20 protein-coding genes are annotated in these 20,048 nt (G+C 64.0%); 11 read left to right on the top strand and 9 right to left on the bottom strand.

Annotated elements, in window-relative coordinates:
• Positions 1-46 precede the first annotated feature (46 nt).
• From BLS48_RS20275 to BLS48_RS20265, 3 genes are read right to left on the bottom strand one after another with little or no spacing between them, the layout of a single operon-like run.
• On the bottom strand, positions 47-814 hold the full coding sequence (locus BLS48_RS20275; RefSeq protein WP_091581162.1) for an SDR family oxidoreductase: 768 nt from the start codon (positions 812-814) through the stop codon (positions 47-49).
• Positions 815-827: 13 nt separating this feature from the next.
• Entirely contained in the window at positions 828-1,826 is a 999-nt protein-coding gene (locus BLS48_RS20270; protein ID WP_091581159.1) for an ABC transporter permease, read from the bottom strand.
• A 41-nt stretch (positions 1,827-1,867) separates the two neighbouring features.
• On the bottom strand, positions 1,868-2,608 hold the full coding sequence (locus BLS48_RS20265) for an ATP-binding cassette domain-containing protein (protein ID WP_091581155.1): 741 nt from the start codon (positions 2,606-2,608) through the stop codon (positions 1,868-1,870).
• Positions 2,609-3,078: 470 nt separating this feature from the next.
• Here BLS48_RS20265 and BLS48_RS20260 point away from each other — a divergent pair, with 470 nt between their 5' ends.
• Positions 3,079-4,068, top strand: a complete 990-nt coding sequence (locus BLS48_RS20260) for a sugar-binding protein (protein WP_091581151.1) — start codon at positions 3,079-3,081, stop codon at positions 4,066-4,068.
• 183 nt (positions 4,069-4,251) lie between these two features.
• A complete protein-coding gene (locus tag BLS48_RS20255; protein WP_091581148.1) occupies positions 4,252-5,034 on the top strand; it encodes a FadR/GntR family transcriptional regulator in 783 nt (260 codons plus the stop codon).
• 24 nt (positions 5,035-5,058) lie between these two features.
• Here BLS48_RS20255 and BLS48_RS20250 read toward each other — a convergent pair whose 3' ends face one another.
• Positions 5,059-5,997, bottom strand: a complete 939-nt coding sequence (locus BLS48_RS20250) for an NAD(P)-dependent oxidoreductase (RefSeq protein WP_091581145.1) — start codon at positions 5,995-5,997, stop codon at positions 5,059-5,061.
• Positions 5,998-6,144: 147 nt separating this feature from the next.
• On the opposite strand from BLS48_RS20250, the gene BLS48_RS20245 reads away from it, so the two are divergent.
• Positions 6,145-7,041 (top strand): NAD-dependent epimerase/dehydratase family protein, encoded by an 897-nt coding sequence (locus tag BLS48_RS20245; RefSeq protein WP_091581143.1) that lies wholly within the window; start codon positions 6,145-6,147, stop codon positions 7,039-7,041.
• A gap of 103 nt (positions 7,042-7,144) precedes the next feature.
• Entirely contained in the window at positions 7,145-7,921 is a 777-nt protein-coding gene (locus BLS48_RS20240) for a FadR/GntR family transcriptional regulator (protein ID WP_091581605.1), read from the top strand.
• A 189-nt stretch (positions 7,922-8,110) separates the two neighbouring features.
• On the opposite strand, the gene BLS48_RS20235 is transcribed toward BLS48_RS20240, so the two are convergent.
• Positions 8,111-8,398 (bottom strand): DUF3175 domain-containing protein, encoded by a 288-nt coding sequence (locus tag BLS48_RS20235; RefSeq protein ID WP_167365166.1) that lies wholly within the window; start codon positions 8,396-8,398, stop codon positions 8,111-8,113.
• 172 nt (positions 8,399-8,570) lie between these two features.
• Between BLS48_RS20235 and BLS48_RS20230 the strand changes: the two genes are divergently transcribed.
• The 7 genes from BLS48_RS20230 to BLS48_RS20200 all read left to right on the top strand — a co-directional run bounded on the left by BLS48_RS20230 (position 8,571) and on the right by BLS48_RS20200 (position 16,573).
• Entirely contained in the window at positions 8,571-9,800 is a 1,230-nt protein-coding gene (locus tag BLS48_RS20230) for an MFS transporter (RefSeq protein ID WP_091581138.1), read from the top strand.
• A 179-nt stretch (positions 9,801-9,979) separates the two neighbouring features.
• Complete coding sequence (gene gntR / locus BLS48_RS20225; RefSeq protein ID WP_091581136.1) at positions 9,980-11,008, top strand: HTH-type transcriptional regulator GntR; 1,029 nt, start codon at positions 9,980-9,982, stop codon at positions 11,006-11,008.
• A 301-nt stretch (positions 11,009-11,309) separates the two neighbouring features.
• Positions 11,310-12,437 (top strand): sugar ABC transporter substrate-binding protein, encoded by a 1,128-nt coding sequence (locus BLS48_RS20220; RefSeq protein WP_091581133.1) that lies wholly within the window; start codon positions 11,310-11,312, stop codon positions 12,435-12,437.
• Positions 12,438-12,514: 77 nt separating this feature from the next.
• Positions 12,515-14,062 (top strand): sugar ABC transporter ATP-binding protein, encoded by a 1,548-nt coding sequence (locus BLS48_RS20215; protein ID WP_091581131.1) that lies wholly within the window; start codon positions 12,515-12,517, stop codon positions 14,060-14,062.
• Positions 14,059-15,039 carry an ABC transporter permease gene (locus BLS48_RS20210; RefSeq protein ID WP_091581128.1) on the top strand — a complete coding sequence of 327 codons (981 nt, stop codon included), beginning with the start codon at positions 14,059-14,061 and terminating at the stop codon, positions 15,037-15,039. The genes BLS48_RS20215 and BLS48_RS20210 overlap by 4 nt, the downstream gene beginning before the upstream one ends.
• Positions 15,036-16,022 carry an ABC transporter permease gene (locus BLS48_RS20205; RefSeq protein WP_091581126.1) on the top strand — a complete coding sequence of 329 codons (987 nt, stop codon included), beginning with the start codon at positions 15,036-15,038 and terminating at the stop codon, positions 16,020-16,022. The genes BLS48_RS20210 and BLS48_RS20205 overlap by 4 nt, the downstream gene beginning before the upstream one ends.
• 2 nt (positions 16,023-16,024) lie before the next feature.
• A complete protein-coding gene (locus tag BLS48_RS20200) occupies positions 16,025-16,573 on the top strand; it encodes a gluconokinase (RefSeq protein ID WP_091581123.1) in 549 nt (182 codons plus the stop codon).
• 10 nt (positions 16,574-16,583) lie between these two features.
• Here BLS48_RS20200 and BLS48_RS20195 read toward each other — a convergent pair whose 3' ends face one another.
• The 4 genes from BLS48_RS20195 to BLS48_RS20180 form a co-directional block, all read right to left on the bottom strand.
• Positions 16,584-17,711 (bottom strand): hypothetical protein, encoded by a 1,128-nt coding sequence (locus BLS48_RS20195; RefSeq protein WP_091581121.1) that lies wholly within the window; start codon positions 17,709-17,711, stop codon positions 16,584-16,586.
• Positions 17,712-17,794: 83 nt separating this feature from the next.
• On the bottom strand, positions 17,795-18,244 hold the full coding sequence (locus BLS48_RS20190) for an RrF2 family transcriptional regulator (protein ID WP_013530871.1): 450 nt from the start codon (positions 18,242-18,244) through the stop codon (positions 17,795-17,797).
• 254 nt (positions 18,245-18,498) lie between these two features.
• Positions 18,499-19,485, bottom strand: coding sequence for a sulfate ABC transporter substrate-binding protein (locus BLS48_RS20185; RefSeq protein ID WP_091581118.1), 987 nt, complete (start codon positions 19,483-19,485; stop codon positions 18,499-18,501).
• Positions 19,486-19,715: 230 nt separating this feature from the next.
• Positions 19,716-20,048 (bottom strand): TOBE-like domain-containing protein (locus tag BLS48_RS20180; protein ID WP_208604648.1); only part of this gene is annotated, 333 nt, incomplete at its 5' end.

Raw genomic sequence — 20,048 nt, 5'->3', positions numbered from 1 at the left:
GAGCGATAGGTACCAGAACGAATAGCGCCCACGAGCGAATTCCCCCTCAAACCGAGGCCGTCATGCCGCCATCGACATAGAGTGTGTGCCCGTTGACGAAGGACGATGCATCGGAGGCCAGGAACACGGCGGCGCCGATCAGCTCGTCGACATTGCCCCAACGCCCGGCCGGCGTGCGCTTTTCCAGCCAGGCGGAAAACTCCGGATTGTCAACCAGCGCCTGGTTCATCTCGGTGCGGAAATAGCCGGGCGCGATGGCATTGATCTGCAGGCCATGTTTCGCCCAGTCGGTGCACATGCCCCTGGTCAGGTTGCGGATCGCGCCCTTGGTTGCGGTGTAGGGCGCGATGTTCGGCCGGGCCAGTTCGCTCTGCACAGAGCCGATGTTGATGATCTTGCCCTTGCCGCGCGGGATCATGTGGCGGGCGACGGCCTTGCCGGCATGGAAAGCGCCCGACACATTGGTCTTGAACAGCCGCTCCCATTGCTCCTCGGGAAAGTCCTCGAGCGGAGCACGGAACTGTATGCCGGCATTGTTGACGAGGATGTCGATGGCGCCGATCTCGGCCTCGATGCGGGCGACGTCCGCGTTCACTGCCTGAAAGTCGGTGACATCGAAGACCGAGGCATGCGCCTTGGAGCCGGTATCACGCAGCTTTTCGACGGCGCTATCGATCCTGGCACGGTCGCGGCCGTTGAGCACCACGCTCGCCCCGTGTTCGGCGAGGCCGCGCGCCAAGGCGAAGCCTATGCCCTGGCCGGAGCCGGTCACAAGCGCCAACCGGCCCTCGAGACTGAACAGGGAGTTTGCCATGGACCGTTTCGGCCTAGTCGCTGCGGCGGAAATTGCGGATGCGGTCGAACAGCACCGCCAGCAGAATGGCGCCGCCGATGAACACGCCTTGCCAGAAGGCGTTGATGCCGAGCAGGCCGAGGCTGTTGCGGATTACTTCGATGAGGGCCGCACCGACGATGGCGCCGAAGGCGGTACCGACGCCGCCGGCAAGGTTGGCGCCGCCGATGACGGTGGCGGCAATCACCTGCAGCTCCATGCCGGTGCCGATGTTGGTGGTGACGGCGCCGAGCCAGCCGGTTTCGATGACGCCGGCGATGCCCGCCGACAGCGCCGAGATCATGTAGACCGCAACCTTGATCTGGCGCACCGGCACGCCGGTCAGCGTCGCCGCATGCTCGTTACCGCCGATGGCGAAGATGTGCCGGCCGAACTTGGTCCAGCGCAGGATGAAGCCGGTGATCAGCGCCAGAACGATGGTGTAGAGCACCGGATTGGCGATGCCGAACACCCAGGCGCCGCCGCCCAGCGACAACAGCTTGGCGTGGTCCGGTCCGAACTGGAAGACGACTGTGTTGTTGGAAGCGACCATGGCCAGGCTGCGGGCGATCGACAGCATGCCGAGCGTCACCACGAACGGTGGAAAGCCGAGATAGGCGATCATAATGCCGTTGAAGGCGCCGATGGCGAGCGCGGTGGCGATCGAGGCCAGGATGCCGACCTCGATCGAGTAGCCGGCATGCATGGTGACGGCCAGCACCATCGACGACAGGCACAGCACCGAACCGACCGACAGGTCGATGCCGCCGGTGATGATGACGAAGGTCATGCCGAGCGCGACGATGGCGACGAAGGTGACGTTGCGGGTGATGTTGTAGAGGTTCTTCGAGGTGGCGAAGGCGTCGGTGGCGAACGACAGGAACAGGCAGGCGAGGATGACCGCAATCACCACCCAGAAGGTCTGGCTGGCAAACATCCGTGCCGGCAAGGATTGCTGTTTGTGTTCGATCGGCTGGTCAATTGTCAGTGCCATCGTCGACCTTCATGTGCTGTGCGTGGTGAAAACGTCTGAAATCAAACCTGTTCGATGGCGCCGGTGATCAGCCCGGTGACTTCCTCGGGCGAGCTCGACGCGATCGTCTTGTCGGCGACCTTGCGGCCGCGCCGCATGACGATGACGCGATCGGCGACGGTGAAGACGTCGGGCATGCGGTGGCTGATCAGCACGACGGCGATGCCCTGGTCGCGCAGATGGCGGATCAGGTTCAGCACTTCCGCTACCTGCCGCACCGAGATCGCCGCCGTCGGCTCGTCCATCAGCACGATCTTGGCTTGCGACAGCATGGTACGGGCGATCGCCACCGCCTGGCGCTGACCACCGGACATCTGCTTGACGAGGTCGCGTGGGCGAGTTTCGGACTTCAATTCGGCGAAGATCTGGCCGGCGCGCTTGTACATCGCGGCATAGTCGAGAATGCGGAACGGGCCAACGCCCTTGCGCAGTTCGCGGCCGAGATAGACATTCGCCGCCGCCGTCAGGTTGTTGCACAGAGCGAGGTCCTGGTGGACGATCTCGATGCCGTGCTGGCGCGCCTCGACCGGCTTGTGCAGGATCAGGTCCTTGCCGTCCATCTGCATGGCGCCATGGCTCGGGCGGAAATTGCCGGCAATCATCTTGACCAGCGTCGACTTGCCGGCGCCGTTGTCGCCCATCAGGCCGACCACCTGGCCGGGCTCGATCGACAGCGACACGTCGTTGACCGCCTGGATGGCGCCAAAATGCTTCGATATATTGGTGAGTTCGAGAACCGCCACCAGCCTGCTGCCTCCCCGTGTTTTTAGACCCGCTGCTGTTCCCGGCGTGGATGCCGGCGCTGCTTTGGCCATCGCTCTCCCCAGCTCCTCCCGGAAACAGCGTTAGGGTTCTTTTACGCAAAAGCCGGCGCGCGTCAATCAAATGTCGGACGAATCAAGGTCGGATTATTTCAAAAATCCGTTTTGTAGGACAAATAGCATTGACGTTGGCGGCGAGCCGATATTAGCTAAGCATCGGAGGAGATTATGCCGATCCCTTTGGGTGGTTCGCCCGGTGGAATCGGCGAAGATTTATCGGTCGAGGTTCCGGCTGCACCCATGTGGTTGATCCGGTCTGAAGCCGCATCTGGAAATGCTTATCGATCTGCCTTGGCGACACGAGTGCTCGCGAAACGAACCTCTGTCATCACGCGTCGGGTCGATTTGTGTGGCGGGCACGCCGTGTCCGTCTGTTTCAAGGGAGGACTGACATGAGGAAATCACTTTTGCTTGCCGCCGCCGCCATGATGGCGCTTGGCGCCGGGCCGGCTTTAGCCAAGAAACAGCTCGTCATTGTGGTGAAAGGTCTCGACAATCCGTTCTTCGAAGCCATCCACCAGGGTTGCGAGAAGTGGAACAAGGAAAACGCCAGCTCGGAATATGAGTGCTTCTATACCGGTCCCGCGTCGACTTCCGACGAAGCCGGCGAGGCGCAGATCGTCCAGGACATGCTGAGCAAGGCCGACACCGTGGCGATGGCAATTTCGCCGTCCAACGCACCGCTGATCGCGCAGACGATCAAGACCGCCAATCCGACGATCCCGATCATGACGGTCGATGCCGACCTCAGCAAGGAAGATGCCGCGCTGCGCAAGACCTATCTCGGCACCGACAACTATCTGATGGGCAAGAAGATCGGCGAATACATCAAGAAGGCCAAGCCGAATGGCGGCACGATCTGCACCATCGAGGGCAATCCGGCGGCCGACAACATCCTGCGCCGCGCGCAAGGCATGCGCGACGCTCTGACGGGCAAGGAAGGCCTCGCGGCACTTGCCGGCGAAGGTGGCTGGACCGAAGTCGCCGGCTGCCCGGTGTTCACCAATGACGACGGCGCCAAGGGCGTGCAGGCGATGACCGATATCCTCGCCGCAAATCCCAAGCTCGATGCGTTCGGCATCATGGGCGGCTGGCCGCTGTTCGGCGCGCCGCAGCCCTACCGCGATCTGATCGGGCCGCTGAAGGACAAGCTGGCCAGCAACGACTTCGTCATCGGCGCCGCCGACACGATCGGCGACGAGGTGGCGATCGCCAAGGACGGCCTTGTCACCGCTTTGGTCGGCCAGCGGCCGTTCGAAATGGGCTACAAGGCACCGTCGGTGATGATTGATCTCATCGAAGGCAAGGCCGTCGCCGATCCGGTGTTCACCGGTCTCGACGAATGCACCAAGGATACGGTCGACACCTGCATCCAGAAGTAGGTTCTCGATTTCGGGGCGCCCGGCAACGGGCGCTCCGTCAACTCTCGAAACGGGACGCCGTGCTCGGAGCACCAGGCTCCGGCCTTGGCGCGCCCATGGTTTGGATTTTTCGGCAACGAGATCGGCGCGCCGCGCAGGTTCGGACCATTCCGGACGACAGACGGCCGACGTATTGGAACGTGGATGCCGGACGAAAAGTCAAAGAAGCGGGCCAGCCGGACCAGGGCGCAAACCAGTCGCCATCCGGCGTCCGTGCGCAGTGCCGGTGCGGCGCATGTGCCTGGAGCGAGCGTCCACGCCTCGCTGGCCAGCGAGATTGGCCTGAGGATCGTGCGTGGCGACTACCCGCCCGGCACGATCCTGCCCAACGAGGCCAAATGGGCGCAGACCTTCAATGTCAGCCGGTCAGCGGTGCGCGAAGCCATCAAGATGCTGATGGCCAAGAGCCTTTTGGCGTCACGGCCCAAGATCGGCAGCTGGGTCGAACCGAAAGAGCGCTGGAACCTGCTCGATCGCGACGTGCTGGCCTGGTACGCGACCGCGCCCGACCGTGAGGCTTTCCTGCGCACAGTGCAGGAGTTCCGCCACATCATCGAACCGGAAGCATCGGCCTTCGCCGCCCTGCGGCACAGCGACGAGCAGATGGCCGAGATCAGCCTGGCCTGCCGCGAGATGGGCGAGGCAGCGAGCCTGCCGGAGCGTATCCGCGCCGACACGCGCTTCCACCTCGCCATCCTGCGCGCCTCCGGCAACGACCTTCTGGTGCCTCTCGGCGTGCTGATCGAATCGGCGCTCGACCATCTGTTCGCATTCACGACACAACAGGTCGGCGATCAGCGCCAGGCACAGAAGCTGCATGAGGCGATCGAGAAGAACATCCGCCTGCGGCGCCCGGCAGCCGCGCGCAGCGCCGTGCACAAGCTGCTGGCCAACACCGACGACGGCATCGGACGGTCGAGGCGGTGATTGGCGCCCGCGCTTGAAGATCCCTTAAATCGTCTGTTTCTTGCCGTCCTTGGTCGGCATCAGGTCGATGCCGTTGACCTTGGCGATGTGCGTGGCCAGCATCGGCACGAACTGCTCGGCCGGACCGGTGGCATGGGCGCCGGCGAAGGAATTCTTGGTGGCATTGCCGAGCGGGTTGGCGATGCCGGCCGCACCGGCCATCGATTCGAGATAGGTCAGGTCCTTGAAGGCGTTGGCGATGGAGAATTTGTGGGCGTCGCGGTCGCCCTCCAGCGTCCAGCGCATGAAGGTCTGATAGAAGCCGCAATCCATTCGGCCGTTGCGGATGACGCTGTCAAAGCGCGGCGGCGAGATGCCGACCTTCTGCGCCAGCGCCAGCGCCTCGGAATAGATCGCGGCGTAGCCCAGCGAAATGAAGTTGTTGAGCAGCTTCATGCGGTGGCCGTCGCCGGTGTCGCCGATATGGACGATGCGTCCGGCCCAGGTTTCGAGCACCGGCTTCAGCCGCGCAAAGACCGCGTCCGGCGCGCCGACCATGGCATCGAGCGTGCCTTCCCAGGCTTCCTTCGGCGTGCGGCTCAGCGGTGCATCGACATAGTCGATGCCGAGCGCCTTGAGCTCAGCGGCAATCGCCACCGTCGAGACCGGATCGGAGGTCGAGCAGTCGACGACGACCGAGCCTTTCTTCAAGCCCTCCTTGAGGCCGCCGGGACCGCGAATGATGGCCTCGACCTCACGGGAACCCGTGACGCAGATGAAGACTATGTCGGATGCCGCCGCCACGTCGCGCGAGGTGGCCGCTTCCACGGCGCCCCGGCCAAGCAAGTCTTCCGCGGGCTTGCGGTTCTTGCGGCCGAGAAAGGTCAGGCTGTAGCCCTTGTCGACGATGTTCTTGGCGATCCCGTGTCCCATCAGGCCAAGGCCGATGAAGCCGATCTTTTCGCTCGCGGCGGTCGTGTTCATGTCGTGTCGTCCTGTTTGCAATGATTGATATTCAGCGCTGCCATTTTCGCAGGCGAGGCGGGTTTTTGCCGCAGGCGGTGGCAGGTGATTGCGGAATGCCTTATTGTCTGACAATACACATAAATCGCAGAGGATGTGGAGAGCAAAATGGCGAAGCGGATCATGTTCACCGGCGGCAGCGGCAAGGCGGGGCGACATGTCGTGCAATATCTGGTCGAGCAGGGCTGCCAGGTGCTCAACATCGACACCAAGCCGCTCGACAATCCCAAGGTGCGCACGCTGATCACCGACATCACCGACAGCGGCCAGGTGTTCAACGCGCTGTCGAGCTATATGGGCCTGCATGAGTTCGACCCGTCGTTGCGCGCCCAGCCGGTCGATGCCGTGGTGCATTTCGCCGCCATCCCGCGCATCATGATTACACCCGACAATGAAGTGTTCCGCATCAACGCGCTCGGCACCTACAATGTCATCGAGGCGGCGGTGAAGCTCGGCATCCGCAAGATCATCATCGCCTCCAGCGAGACGACCTATGGCCTGGTGTTCGCCAACGAGCCGCGCGGCCCCAAATATTTCCCGCTCGACGAGGAGTATGACGTCGACCCGATGGACAGCTACGCGCTGTCCAAGATCGTCAACGAGAAGACGGCCCGTGCCTTCGCGCAGCGCAATGGCACCGACATCTATGCCTTGCGTATCGGCAACGTCATCGAACCGCATGAATATTCGCTGTTTCCGAAATGGTTCGCCGATCCGGGTTTCCGCAAGCGGATCGCGTGGAGCTATGTCGATGCGCGTGACCTTGGCCAGATCACGCTGCGCGCCATTGAGAAGGACGGGCTCGGCTTCCAGGTGTTCAATGCTGCCAATGACGACACCTCGTCGGACCTGCCGACGGCCGAACTCTTGCAGCGGTTCTATCCTGGCGTGCCGGTCAAGGGCGAACTTGGCGAATACGAGACCCTGCTGTCGAACCGCAAGGCGCGCGACATGCTCGGCTTCCGCCCGGAGCATAGCTGGCGCAAATACGTCAAGACCGCCTGAGCGCGGCAGCAAATCGGGGTTGAATTGTGCACAGCGGCCGGCTTTGCGGCCCAACCCGCTTGCCGCGCTTGACAGCCTGCTCAAACCGGACTTTCTGGTGCCCATGCGGGACGCGAAGCCGAACAAGGAAAAATCGCCGTCTAAAGCGGCAGCCGCCGAGCGCCAGGCCGGCGTTCGCCGGCCCGACGCGGCGCGCATTCCGGGCGCCAGCGTGCACACGTCGCTGGCCAGCGAAATTGGCCTGAGGATCGTGCGCGGCGACTATCCGCCCGGCACCATCCTGCCCAATGAAGCCAAATGGTCGGAGACCTTCAGCGTCAGCCGGTCGGCGGTGCGCGAGGCGATCAAGATGCTGATGGCCAAGAGCCTTTTGGCCTCGCGCCCCAAGATCGGCAGCTGGGTCGAGCCGAAGGAGCGCTGGAATCTCCTCGATCGAGATGTGCTCGCCTGGTACGCGACCTCGCCGGACCGCGAAGTGTTCCTGAAGACCGTGCAGGAGTTTCGCCACATCATCGAGCCGGAAGCGACCGCGTTTGCCGCCATGCGGCGGACCGACGAGCAGATGGCCGAGATCAGCCAGGCCTGCCGCGAGATGGGCGAGGCGACAAGCCTGCAGGAGCGCACCCGCGCCGACACCCGGTTCCATCTGGCGATCCTGCGCGCCTCCGGCAACGATCTTCTGGTGCCGCTCGGCGTGCTGATCGAATCCGCCTTCGATCATCTGTTCGCATTCACCACCCGGGCCGTGGACGATCTCAATCATGCGCAGAAGCTGCATGAAGCGATCGAAAGGAACATCCGGCTGCAGCGCCCGGACGCGGCGCGCAACGCGGTGCGCAAGCTGCTCGCCAACACCGACGGCGTCATCCGATCCAGGTAAGTCGATAGCCAGCCCCCAGAAGCGGTGCGGTTCCTCGACGAAGGCTTCGTCATAGCCGGCGCGCAGATCCCTTGTCGATGGCGTGTGACGGACGGGATTGATGCCCATCCGGACTGTGATGTCGCCAGCCTCTTGCAGCCTCGGTACGAGACCCTGCCTTCAGGGTGGAACAAAGGGTGGCGCTGGCGACTAACCTTCCTTGTCACGCCCAAAGGCGACGCGCAGTTCGTCCTTGGCGTCCTCGAGCACCTGCTTGCGCCTGGCGGGCAGGTTCTTGCCGGCGCGGTTGATGTAGAAATTCAGCATCGACATCGCGGACTGGAACGGTTCGGCCTTGCGCCGGTGGCTGTGTTCGGCGGATCGCTTGAGAGAGGCGGCGATCTTCCTGGCGTCGTCGGATTCAAAGATGTGATCCTCGAGATCCATCGCGTCGCTATGTTCGGTCACCTCGGCCGACCATTTCTTCTTCGCAGTCATGGCAGGACTCCCTTGCAGGGTGGCTTGCCAGAAAACTCCGCACATTGGCGTCGGTTCCCCGTGGGAAGTCTGGAGCCACGGATTTGCCCGCTGTGGCGCTGCTGCGCGCGGCGAATGCGCCGATAGTGGTGCAAACGGCAGCCGGTTTTCGAGACCGCCGACAGGAAACGCCTTGACCCGACCCGATACCAGCCGGCAGAGCCCCGGCATCGACAGCACCTATGCCTGGATGCGGCTTGCCATCTCGATGCTGCTGGCGACGATCGGCGCCGTCGGGATGTGGGCGGTGGTCGTGGTTCTGCCCGCCGTGCAGGCCGAGTTCGGCGTTGATCGCGCCGCGGCCTCCATGCCCTACACCGCGACCATGGTCGGCTTTGCCGCCGGCAACGTGCTGATCGGCCGCGCCATCGACCGTATGGGCTACTGGATCCCGGCGCTGTTCTCCTCGGTCGCGCTCGCCGCTGGCCTTCTGCTCGCGGCGCTGTCGACCTCGATCCTGCAGTTCACCCTTGCCCAGGGGGTGCTGATCGGTGTCGGCACCTCGGTGATCTTCGGCCCGCTTATCGCCGATATCTCGCACTGGTTCAACCGCCGGCGCGGTGTCGCGGTGACGGCGGCGGCGGCCGGCAATTACCTTGCCGGAGCGATCTGGCCGACCATCATGCCGACGCTGATGAAGGCGGAAGGCTGGCGCATCACCTATGCGGCCATCGGCATCTTCTGCCTGGTGACCATGGTGCCGCTGGTGCTGATGCTGCGGCGCGGCGCTCCGGCGGCGGCCGCTGCCGGTTCGCCGGGAAGCCGGCCGGTGCAGCCGATCTCGCTGTCGCCGGCGGCCTTGCAGGTGCTGCTGGTCGTCGCCGGCCTCGGCTGCTGCGTGGCGATGTCGATGCCGCAGGTGCACATCGTCGCCTATTGCATGGATCTCGGCTACGGCGTGGCGCACGGCGCCGACATGCTGTCGATCATGATGGCAGGCGGCGTCGTCAGTCGGTTGGCGTCCGGCTTCATTGCCGACCGCATCGGCGGCGTGAAGACACTGCTGATCGGTTCGGTGCTGCAATGCCTGTCGTTGCTGTTCTACATTCCCTTCGACGGGCTCGCCTCGCTCTATGTCGTGTCGCTGGTGTTCGGCCTGTCGCAAGGCGGCATCGTGCCTTGTTACGCGATTATCGTGCGCGACTACATGCCGGCCAAAGAAGCCGGCCAGCGTATCGGCATCGTCATGATGGCCACCATCTTCGGCATGGCGATCGGCGGCTGGATGTCGGGCTGGATCTACGACCTGACCGGCTCCTATGCCGCGGCCTTCCTCAATGGTATCGCCTGGAACATGCTGAATCTGCTGGCGATCGGGCTGCTGGTGTGGAAGGCAAGGCGCAGCGCCACCGTGATGGCCTGAGGCGTCTCTCCACCATATCGCCAGGGAACCGCGCGGCTTGACAACCACCCAAGGCTGCGCGACCCCAGAAGCCGGGTGGGTGCGGCAACAGGCCGGTTTGGCATGGCGACAGTGGCAAAGACGCTGAACTTGGTTTCGCGAGTGCGTGGCGGCAGGGGCCTGCCGCGTGGAGCGCGTCCTTGATCAAGCCGCGCTCACGCCGCGGCGGCGGCCGCCCCACGATTGCCGATGTGGCGCGCAGGGCCGGCGTCGGCGCCATAACCGTGTCGCGCGCCTTGCGCGAGCCGGAGCGTGTCTCGGAAGAACTGCGCCGTCAGATCCAGGCCGCCGTCGACGAACTCGGCTATGTGCCGGACCCGAATGCGCGGGCGCTGGCCTCGGCGCGCGCCGAGGTGTTCGGCGTGCTGGTGCCGTCGCTCACCAACAACGTCTTTGCCGAGGTGGTGCGCGGCATCTATGACAGCCTGTCGGACAGCCCGTTCCGCATCCAGCTTGGCAACACCCATTATTCCGGCCTCGAGGAAGAGCGGCTGCTGCAGGTGTTCGCGCCACAACGACCGGCAGCGCTGATCGTGGCCGGCATCGACCAGACGCCAACCTCGCGGAAATTGCTGGAAAATGCCGGCTGCCCGGTGGTTCAGGTCATGGAGACCGGGCCCGATCCGGTCGACATGATGGTTGGCTTCTCGCATCTCGACGGTGGCAGGACGGCCACCGAACACTTGCTCGAAGTTGGCTACCGCCGGATCGGCTTCATCGGCGCGCGCATGGACCCGCGCTCGCAGCGGCGCCTGGCAGGCTATCGCGCGGCGATGGAGGCCGCCGGCCTGTTCGATCCACGCCTTGTCACCACCACGCCGGTGCCGTCCAGTGTGTCGCTCGGGCGCGAAATGTTCCGCGACGCGCTGGCCAAGGTGCCGACGCTCGACGCGGTGTTCTGCAACAATGACGACATTGCGCTCGGCGTGCTGTTCGAATGCCATCGCGCCTCGATCGGCGTGCCGAAGACGATCGGCATCGTCGGCTTCAACGACCTCGACATGATGCAGGTGGCGTTCCCCTCGATCACCAGCATCCGCACTCACCGCTATGAGATCGGCAGGCGCGCGGTCGCCATGGCGCTGGCGGCGATCGCCGGCAACAGGCCGGAACAACGGGTCGTCGACCTTGGCTTCGAGCTCAAGCGCCGCGAGAGCTCCGCTCGTTGAAATACACAGAAGCGACTGTGCGAATGCCGGTTTACAGGCCAATTTGGTAGCGCTACCATTCGGGTTGAGCAGGCGTGAAAAGTGGCGGGTAGCGCCTGTTTATTATACATAAGTAACAACTAATTCTTGTTTATTATGTATAATATGATAGTTTTCGCCATGCTGGCGACGACGAGGGGAGGGACCGGGTCGGCCATCACCGGCGACCAAAACGTGCTCGGCAAGGCAGGAGGTGCCGGCCCATCGCGCGAGACTTCGCAAAGCGAAACAACAATCAGAACTGCAACTGGGAGGAATATCGATGATCAAGTCACTGGTTGGTGGCATCGTTGCCGCCACTGCATTCGTCATGTTGAGCTCGTCGGCGATCGCCGCGGGCCCGGAAATCGTCAAGGGCCCGGCCGCCGAGCCGGATTGCTTCGCACCGTGGGCAGCCGACACGCAGTTCTTCAAGTTTCCCAAGAAGGACGGCCCGTATCGCATCGCGCTTGCCAACGGCTATATCGCCAATACCTGGCGTATCCAGATGGTGCAGACCGCCAAGGCCTATGCGGCACAGAAGGACGTTGCCGCGAAGCTGAAGGAATTCAAGGTCGTATCGACCGGCGAAGATGTGCCGGCGCAGATCTCCGCAATCAACAACTTCATCGATTCCGGCTTTGACGCGATCGTCGTCAATGCACAGAACCCGACCGCGTTCGGGCCGGTCATCAAGCGCGCCAAGGAAGCCGGCGTCGTGCTGGTCGCCTTCGACAACATCCTCGACACCAAGGACGCCATCAACGTCAACGTCGACCAGAAGGGCCTTGGCGAATTGTGGGGCAAGTGGCTGGTCTCGCATGTGCCGAACGGCGGCAAGGTGCTCGAGGTACGCGGCGTTGCCGGCACGTCCGTCGATACGGATCGTCACGCCGGCATCCATGAGGTCTTCGACGCGTCCGGCAAGAAGTGGGACGTCACCGAGGTCGTCGGCAAGTGGGACGATGGCGTGGCCCAGAAAGCGACGGCCGACGCGATTGCCACCAACGGGCCCTTCGACGGCATCACCGGGCAGGGTGGCGATACCGGCATCGTGCAGGCGATGATCGATGCCAAGCATCCGTTCGTTCCGTTCGGCGGCGAGACCGAAAACGGCTTCCGCAAATTTTGTGCCGCGCATGCCGGCGACGGATTGAAGTGCTCTTCGGCCGGCACCGGCCCGGCCCAGGTGGCGGTTGCCATCAAGACAGCGATTGCCGCGCTCGAAGGCAATGTCGTGCCGCAATCGGTGAAGCTGCCGCTCGCCATTGTCGAGGACCCGAACTTCAAGGAAGGCCAGGATTTCTTCCCCGACCAGTCCGACAATTTCTTCGTCGGCAACTCCTTCCCGACCTGCGGCATCAATTTCACCGCGCAGGAGATCATGGGTCAGACCAAGGAAAACAAATAGTCTGACCAGCCGATGCCGCGGGAGAAGACCCGCGGCATCGGCTGCCTGATGTCAATCGCAAATGCCTGGGAGGGCTGATGGACGGCGCGGTTCCGCTCTTGCGCATGGAAGGCATATCCAAGCGCTATGGAGGCGTGCGGGCGCTGGAGAAGGCCGATCTGTCGGTCACGGCCGGCAGCATCCATGCCATCCTCGGCGAGAACGGCGCCGGCAAATCGACCCTGATCAAGGCCATGGCTGGTGTCGTGGCGCCCGACGAGGGCCGTATGATGCTGGACGGCCGCGAGGTGAGCTTCGCTTCACCCGGTGCGGCGAACAAGGCCGGCATCGTCTGCATCTTCCAGGAGCTGTCGCTGGTTCCCGAACTCAGCGTCGCCGACAACATCGTCATTTCCGACCCGCCGAAACGCTTCGGCATGATCGACCGCAAGGCGCAGCGCCGCATCGCGGAAGAGGCGCTGGCGCGCGCGGGAGCGGCCGACATCCATCCGCTGGCGCTGGTCAAGGACCTGCCGCTGTCGCGCCGGCAGATGGTCGAGATCGCCAAGGCGCTGGCACGCAAGCCCCGCATCCTCATTCTCGACGAGGCGACGTCGGCGCTGACGGCGGCGGACGTCTCGAAGATCTTCGCGGTGCTCAAGCGGCTGCGCTCGGAAGGGCTGGCGCTGCTCTACATTTCGCACCGCATGAACGAGATCGCCGAACTGGCCGACCAGTGCACGGTGTTTCGCAACGGCCGCAACGTCGCCAGCTATCCGGCGGGCTCGAAGAGCGACAATGAAGTGGTCGAGCTGATGATCGGCCGCGAATACAGTCATATTTTTCCGCCCAAGCCGGCGGCGGCACCTACCACCGCCGCGCCGGTTCTCGAAGCCCGCAAACTCTCCTGGGCCGACCGGCTGCACGACATCTCGCTGACCGTCAGGGCCGGCGAGGTGGTCGGCCTCGGTGGCCTCGACGGCCAGGGCCAGCGTGAGTTGCTGCTGGCCTTCTTCGGCGTGCTGCGCGGCCTGTCAGGCCAGATCCTCATCGATGGCAAGCCGGTCACCATCGCCAGCCCCGCGGCCGCGCGGGAAGATAGCATCGGCATGGCGCTCATTCCCGAGGACCGCAAGACCGAAGGCCTGATGCTGCCGATGACGGTGCGCGAGAACCTGTCCTTCGCGGCGCTCGACAGGCTGTCGAAAGCCGGCATCATCGACCGCGCCGCCGAGCAGCGGCTGATCGACGACATGGTCGGCCTGCTTGCGATCAAGACGGCGGGCCTCGACATTCCGGTCGGTGCGCTGTCGGGCGGCAACCAGCAGAAGGTGGTGATCGCCAAATGGCTGATGCGGCAGCCGCGCATCATCCTGCTCAACGATCCAACGCGCGGCATCGACGTCGGCACCAAACAGGAGCTCTACCTGCTGATGCGCAAGCTCGCCGACGCCGGTGCCGCGATCCTGTTCTATTCGACCGACTATGACGAGCTGATCGGTTGCTGCGACCGTGTGCTGGTGCTTTATGATGGGGCGGTCAAGCGCGAACTGGTCGGCGCCGAGATCACCGAGCGGGCGCTGATCGCCAGCGCGCTCAACATCCATGATGCGGAGATCCCGGTGACCCAGGGAGCGGACGCGTGAAGGATTGGCGCTATTGGCTGGCCGAACAGCGCGGGACGTTGCTGGCGCTCGGCATCTTCATAGCCATGTTCGCCATCTACACCTCGAACCATCCGGCGGGCTTTAACGCCAATGTCGTGCAGACGGCGGCGAACAAGGGCGTGCTGCTTGCCTTCGTCGCCATGGCGCAGACGCTGGTGGTGATCACCGCCGGCATCGACTTGTCCGTCGGCATGATCTTCCTTTTGACCAACTGCCTGGCTTCCTGGCTGGTGGTGGGCACGCCGATGCAGACGACGCTCGGCGTCATCGCCGTGCTGGCGGTGGGCCTGCTCTGCGGCGCCATCAACGGCGCCATCGTCATCTATGGGCGGCTGCAGCCGATCGTCGCCACCATTGCCACCGGGGCCGTCTATTACGGCATCGGCCTGTTGCTGCGGCCATTCCCCGGCGGTTCCGTCAATGAGAACCTGGCCGATGCGCTGACGGGCCGCGTGTTCGATGTGGTGCCGGCGAGCCTTGTTGCCCTGCTTGCCATCGTGCTGGTGATCTGGGTGCCATTCAGCCGCTCGGTATTGGGCCGGGCCGCATATGCGGCGGGATCATCGGAAACCGCGGCCTACATGTCCGGCGTGCCGATCCGGCGCGGCAAGTTCGCCGCCTACACGCTGGCCGGATTGCTGGCGGCGATCGGCGGGCTGTTCCTGACCTTCTTCACCTATACGGGCGATGCGGCCTATGCCAGCGGCAACGCCTACACGCTGTTCTCGATCGCCGCCGTGGTGCTCGGCGGCGTCTCGCTTTTCGGCGGCAAGGGCAGCGCCATCGGCGCGATCTTCGGCGCGCTCGCCTTCCGCACCATCGGCGACCTCTTGTTCGTCTTCGATTTCGATCCGCTCTGGCAGCCTTTGTTCCAGGGGGTTATCCTTTTGGTCGCGGTCAGCCTCGGCGCCTTCGCCCTCTTCAGGGTCCGCAACCGGCTGGAGTGGTTCCTGTGAGCGAAACGACCCTCGGCGGTATTGCCGGACGCATGCCGAAATTCATCCGCCGCGCCGATCCGGCCGTCGTCACCGCCTTTGCCTGCATCGTGCTGCTGCTATTTCTCGGCAGCCTCTATTCGCGCAGCTTCCTGTCGCCCGAGTATCTGCTGCAGCAGCTCAAGGTGGCGTCGTTCCTCGGTGTCATCGCCACCGGCATGATGCTGGTCATCCTGCTCGGCCAGATCGACCTGTCGGTGCCGTGGTCGGTGGCAGCGGGTGCCATGATGGCCTGCGCGGCCGCTGCCTATGGTCCGGCCGGCGTGGCGCTGGCGATCCCGTTCGGCATCTTCTGCGGCGTGCTGATCGGCGTCGTCAACGGCATCGGCGTCGCCTATCTGCGCATCCCCTCGATGATCATCACGCTGGCCACCAATGCCGTCGCGCAAGGGCTTATGGTGGTCTACACCGGCGGCTTCTCGCCGCAGGATTCGGCGACGGGCGCCATGCGCTATCTGGCGACCGGCTTTGCCATTCCAGGCGTGCCCAACGCAGTCATCATCTGGGCGCTGATCGGCGCGGCGATGGTATTCGTGCTGACCCGCACCAGCTTCGGCCGCACTGTCTACGGCATCGGCAACCGCGAGCGTGCCGCTTATCTGTCGGGCATCGACACGCGGCGTGTGGTGATGATCGCCTTCGCCGTCTCCGGCGGCCTGTCGGCCTTTGGCGGCGTGCTGCTGGCCGGCTATGCCTCCAAGGCGGCGCAATCGATGGGAGACGCCTATCTCTTGCCGTCGATCGCGGCTGTCGTGCTTGGCGGCACCTCGATCCTCGGCGGGCGCGGCTCCTATCTCGGCACCGTTGCCGGGGTCATCCTGATCACGCTGCTGCAGTCCATTCTTTCAGTCATGCAGATGCCGGAGGCAGGGCGGCAGATCATCTATGGCGTCGTCATCGTCGCCATGCTGTTGCTCTACGGCCGCGCGCCAGCAAGCCGCTGACGGTGGACGAAAAGGCAGCACAGGCGCCGACGGGCGCTTCCGGTTCGGTGCCTCCGGCCATCGTGGTGATGGGTGTCGCCGGCTGCGGCAAGTCAGCCGTCGGCTCCGCGCTGGCGGCCGCGCTGGGCGCCGTGTTCGTCGAGGGCGACAGGCTGCATCCACCTGAAAACGTCGCCCGCATGGCAAGCGGCGAGCCGCTCACCGATCAATTGCGCGAAGGCTGGCTCGACGCGATCGGCGAGCGCATCGCGACGCTGGTGGGGCAGGGACAAGGGGTGGTTGCCGCCTGCTCGGCGCTGAAGCGCAGCTATCGCATGCGCCTGAGCGGCGTCCGGCAGGATATCGTCTACCTCTATCTGGAGATCGACCCCGCCACCGCGCGGCGGCGTGTCGGCAACCGCAAGGGCCATTTCATGCCGGCGAGCCTTGTCGACAGCCAGTTCGCCATCCTCGAACCGCCGGCGGTGGATGAGCGGGCATTGACGCTCGACGCGACGCGCCCGGTCGGCGAACTCGTCGCTGACGCGGTCCGTCGGATACGCCGGTCATGAGCCTTCATCATCAGTGCCGAGGCCGGTCCTGGCGCTCGGTCAGCCGCTGGTGGCGGGACCACGACATCATCTGCTCGGGGTAAAGCTTCAGGGCCTCGAGCAGGCGCTCGCGCTTGAGCAGGATATAACGTGCCTGCAACGCGATGCTCTTGGCACCGTCCCTGGCCATGCTCGCGGCCGAGACGGTCGATGGCGCCGGCACCAGCTCCTGGCTCAGGACGGCCCGGTATTCGCGGAAGGGAACCACTTCGAAGGTCGACATGGCAAACAGCGCCGTCTTGCCCCTGGCGGCGAAATTCGCCGGTGCCGAGGCGAGATACGTCCAGCCGCTCTCGCCCATGGCGACCTCGGCGAAGGTCGAGCCGGCATGGATGGTGTTGGTCATCATCACCACACCATTCTCCTTCAGGATCTCATGGATGCGGATCGTGACCTGATAGGTGCCGTCGCGGTCAAAGACGATCCGACTTTTGAGGAACCGGTTCTCGACATTGACCAGCGGCGGGTTCAGGAAGCGCAGGCCGAATGCCGTTTCGGAAAGACCGTGCGTGTTGACGCTCACCTGATGCGCTTCGACACCGGCTTCGTGCAGGGCGCGCTTGCCGATCATGGTCTGGGCGGTGAACTGATCGCACCAGAGGATGGCGCCGTGGCCGCGCAGCAAAGCTGACCGCAGCCCGTCGAGCCCCTCCAGGCGGATCGTCGGCGACCAGCGGCCAGCGACCAGATGCGCGGCCAGCTGCAGGTGGCGGCGATGGCGTGCCGCGAGCAACGCCTCGAACAGCTTGCGCGGATCGATGCCGTCGCCAAGCACCGCGCGTGTGGCGGCGGCATAGTCCGCAAATTCCTTGAGCACATGGCGTTTCAGGCGAAACCTCGACACCCGGTCGCAGACCGGTGCCCACCAGCGCACCGGCAGCGCCGCCGCCACCATGATATAGAAGACCGACAGCAGGCTTTCGCGAAGATCCCTGTTCGAGAAACGGCGAAGCCTGCCAGGGTGGACCAGCTTGCGGCTGAAGAAGCGGACATCCTCGGCATGGTCGGGGACGAAGACGTCGGCGATGATTTCAGTACGGAAGGTGGCTGCCGATGGCAGCTTGCGGTTGCGGGATTTTGCGAACCACGACAGCCTCATCGGTCCATCCTGTTCTTCGAAACCCGCTGTACCGCGTCGGCATGGGCCGCGCAACCTCGCGGCGGAGAACGTCGCGCGGTGGTCTAGATTTGCGACGTCAGCTCGACCGGGAAATCGTCATTGTCGGCATCGCGCATGGCGGCGAGGCTGCGATTGTCCAGCACTTCGGCGATCGCCTGGCGCACCTCCAGCATCATGTGCCGGACCTGGCAGGTCGCCTCGTCGCAGTCCTCGCAGCGCTGATATTGCGTACGGCTGGCGCATGGGATCGGCGCCAGTGGCCCGTCAAGCACGCGCACGACATGGCCGATCTTGATTTCGGAGGCTGGCCGGGCGAGGCGATAGCCGCCTTCCTTGCCCTTGCGGCTCTGCACGAAGCCAGCGTTGCGCAACTCGCCAAGGATGGCATCCAGGAATTTCTTCGGGATGTTGTTGGCGACAGCGATGTCATTGACGAATGCGAGTTGGCCGGCTGGCAGGCCAGACAGATGCACGAGGGCCTTGAGGCCGTATTTGCCTTTTTTCGTCAGCATGCCCGAGTCAACCCATAAAGCCCCAACCACTCGCCTCTGGCGACTGTTTGTGTGCAAATGATGACGCTTTGATCACACGATGATGTTTCGCCAAAACAAGCCGTCCGATGGCACGTTAGGCACAAACGCGTTGATTCTTTGTAACGTTTTGCACAGATAACGCCGATATTCCGCCGGAAACCGGGTTTGCGGCGGATGGAACGAAAAAGCCGGCAAAGCGCCAGCTTCCTCGCTGATCTCGGATGTTGCTGATGTCAGCGGCTGCCGTAGGTCTGGTCGAGCAGGCCGCCGGCGGCGAAATGCTCCTTCTGGATCTTGTCCCAGCCGCCGAAGACGTCTTCCACCGTTAGCAGGCGGACATCGGGAAACTGGGCCTTGTATTTGGCGGCGACGGCTGCGTCACGGACCCGGTTGCCGTTCTGGGCGAGGATGTCCTGGCCTTCAGGCGTGTAAAGGAAGTCGAGATAGGTCTTGGCGAGATCGCGGGTGCCGTGCTCGTCGGCGACCTTGTCGACGATCGCCATCGGGAATTCGGCCAGCAAGCTGACCGAAGGCGTGACCTGCTCGAACTTGTCATCGCCATATTCCTTGCGGATGCCGCGTGTCTCCGACTCGAAGGTGATCAGCACGTCGCCGATTTCGCGCTGCACGAAGGTGGTGGTCGCGGCGCGGCCGCCGGTGTCGAAGATCGGCACGTTGTTGAACAGCTTGGTGATGAATTCCTTCACCTTGGCGTCGTCGCCCTTGAAGGCTTCCTTGGCATAGGCGGTTGCCGCCAGATAGGTGTAGCGCGCATTGCCCGAGGTTTTCGGGTTGGGGAAGATCACCTGCACGTCGTCGCGCACGAGATCGTTCCAGTCCTTGATGTGCTTAGGGTTGCCGGCGCGGACCAGGAAGGACGGCAGCGAATAGAAGGGCGAGGCGTTGTCGGGGAAGTCCTTCTGCCAGTCGGCGGAGACGAGACCCTTCTTGACCAGGAAATCGATGTCGATGACCTGGTTGAAGGTGACGACATCGGCGCCAAGGCCCTCGGCGATGGCGCGTGCCTGCGCCGAGGTGCCGGCATGCGACTGGTCGACGGTGACGCCCGGATGCCCTGCTATGAAGGCCTTGTTGACCCGAACGAACAGTTCGCGGCCGACTTCATAGGAAGCGTTGAGCAGTTTATCGGCCGACCAGGCTTGGGAGGATGCGAGGAACAGGCCGGCAGCGGCTGCAACGCCAAGGAAAAATCGCTTCATGAAAACGGGCTCCGGATGCAATGCGTTTGTGGTTCGAAGATAGCCGTGATGCATGGTGCGCGACGAGGCACACCCTGCGGCTCCGTGGCTGCACCCCGAGAAAAGATATCGCTGGAACAGCCGGTTGTTAGGATTTCCTTCCAAGGAGAGTCATTCTGGGCACCTTGGCAGCGGCGCCGACGCCCCTTGCGCGCACAATCCTTCTAGAAGCGATGGACCGGCCCGAGAGATCAAGCCGTCCGGAAGAGCTTCCAACGCCCGGGTCGGAAGGCGACGCGGCTTTTCTGTGCGGCGGGATGGTCGACGGGGAGTTCGATCTCGACCCGCTGGCGGTCGCCGCCGATTTCGAGCTCGACGCGCCTGGTGCCGGCGACGCGGCGGCTGGCGGCCACCGTGCCGACGATGCAGCCGCTGCAGCCATCCAGCAGGTCGACATCGTGCGGGCGGAAGTACAGCGTCGCCTCGCCCGGGGGCTCGTTGGGCGCGGCAAGCCCGATCGGCCGGTCGGCGATCCAGACCTCGCCATTGTCGACCTTGACCGGAAGCGAGCTCGATTCCCCGAT

This window comes from Mesorhizobium qingshengii, from assembly GCF_900103325.1.
Lineage (GTDB): Bacteria > Pseudomonadota > Alphaproteobacteria > Rhizobiales > Rhizobiaceae > Mesorhizobium > Mesorhizobium qingshengii.
This window is presented reverse-complemented; position numbering and strand designations above follow the sequence as displayed.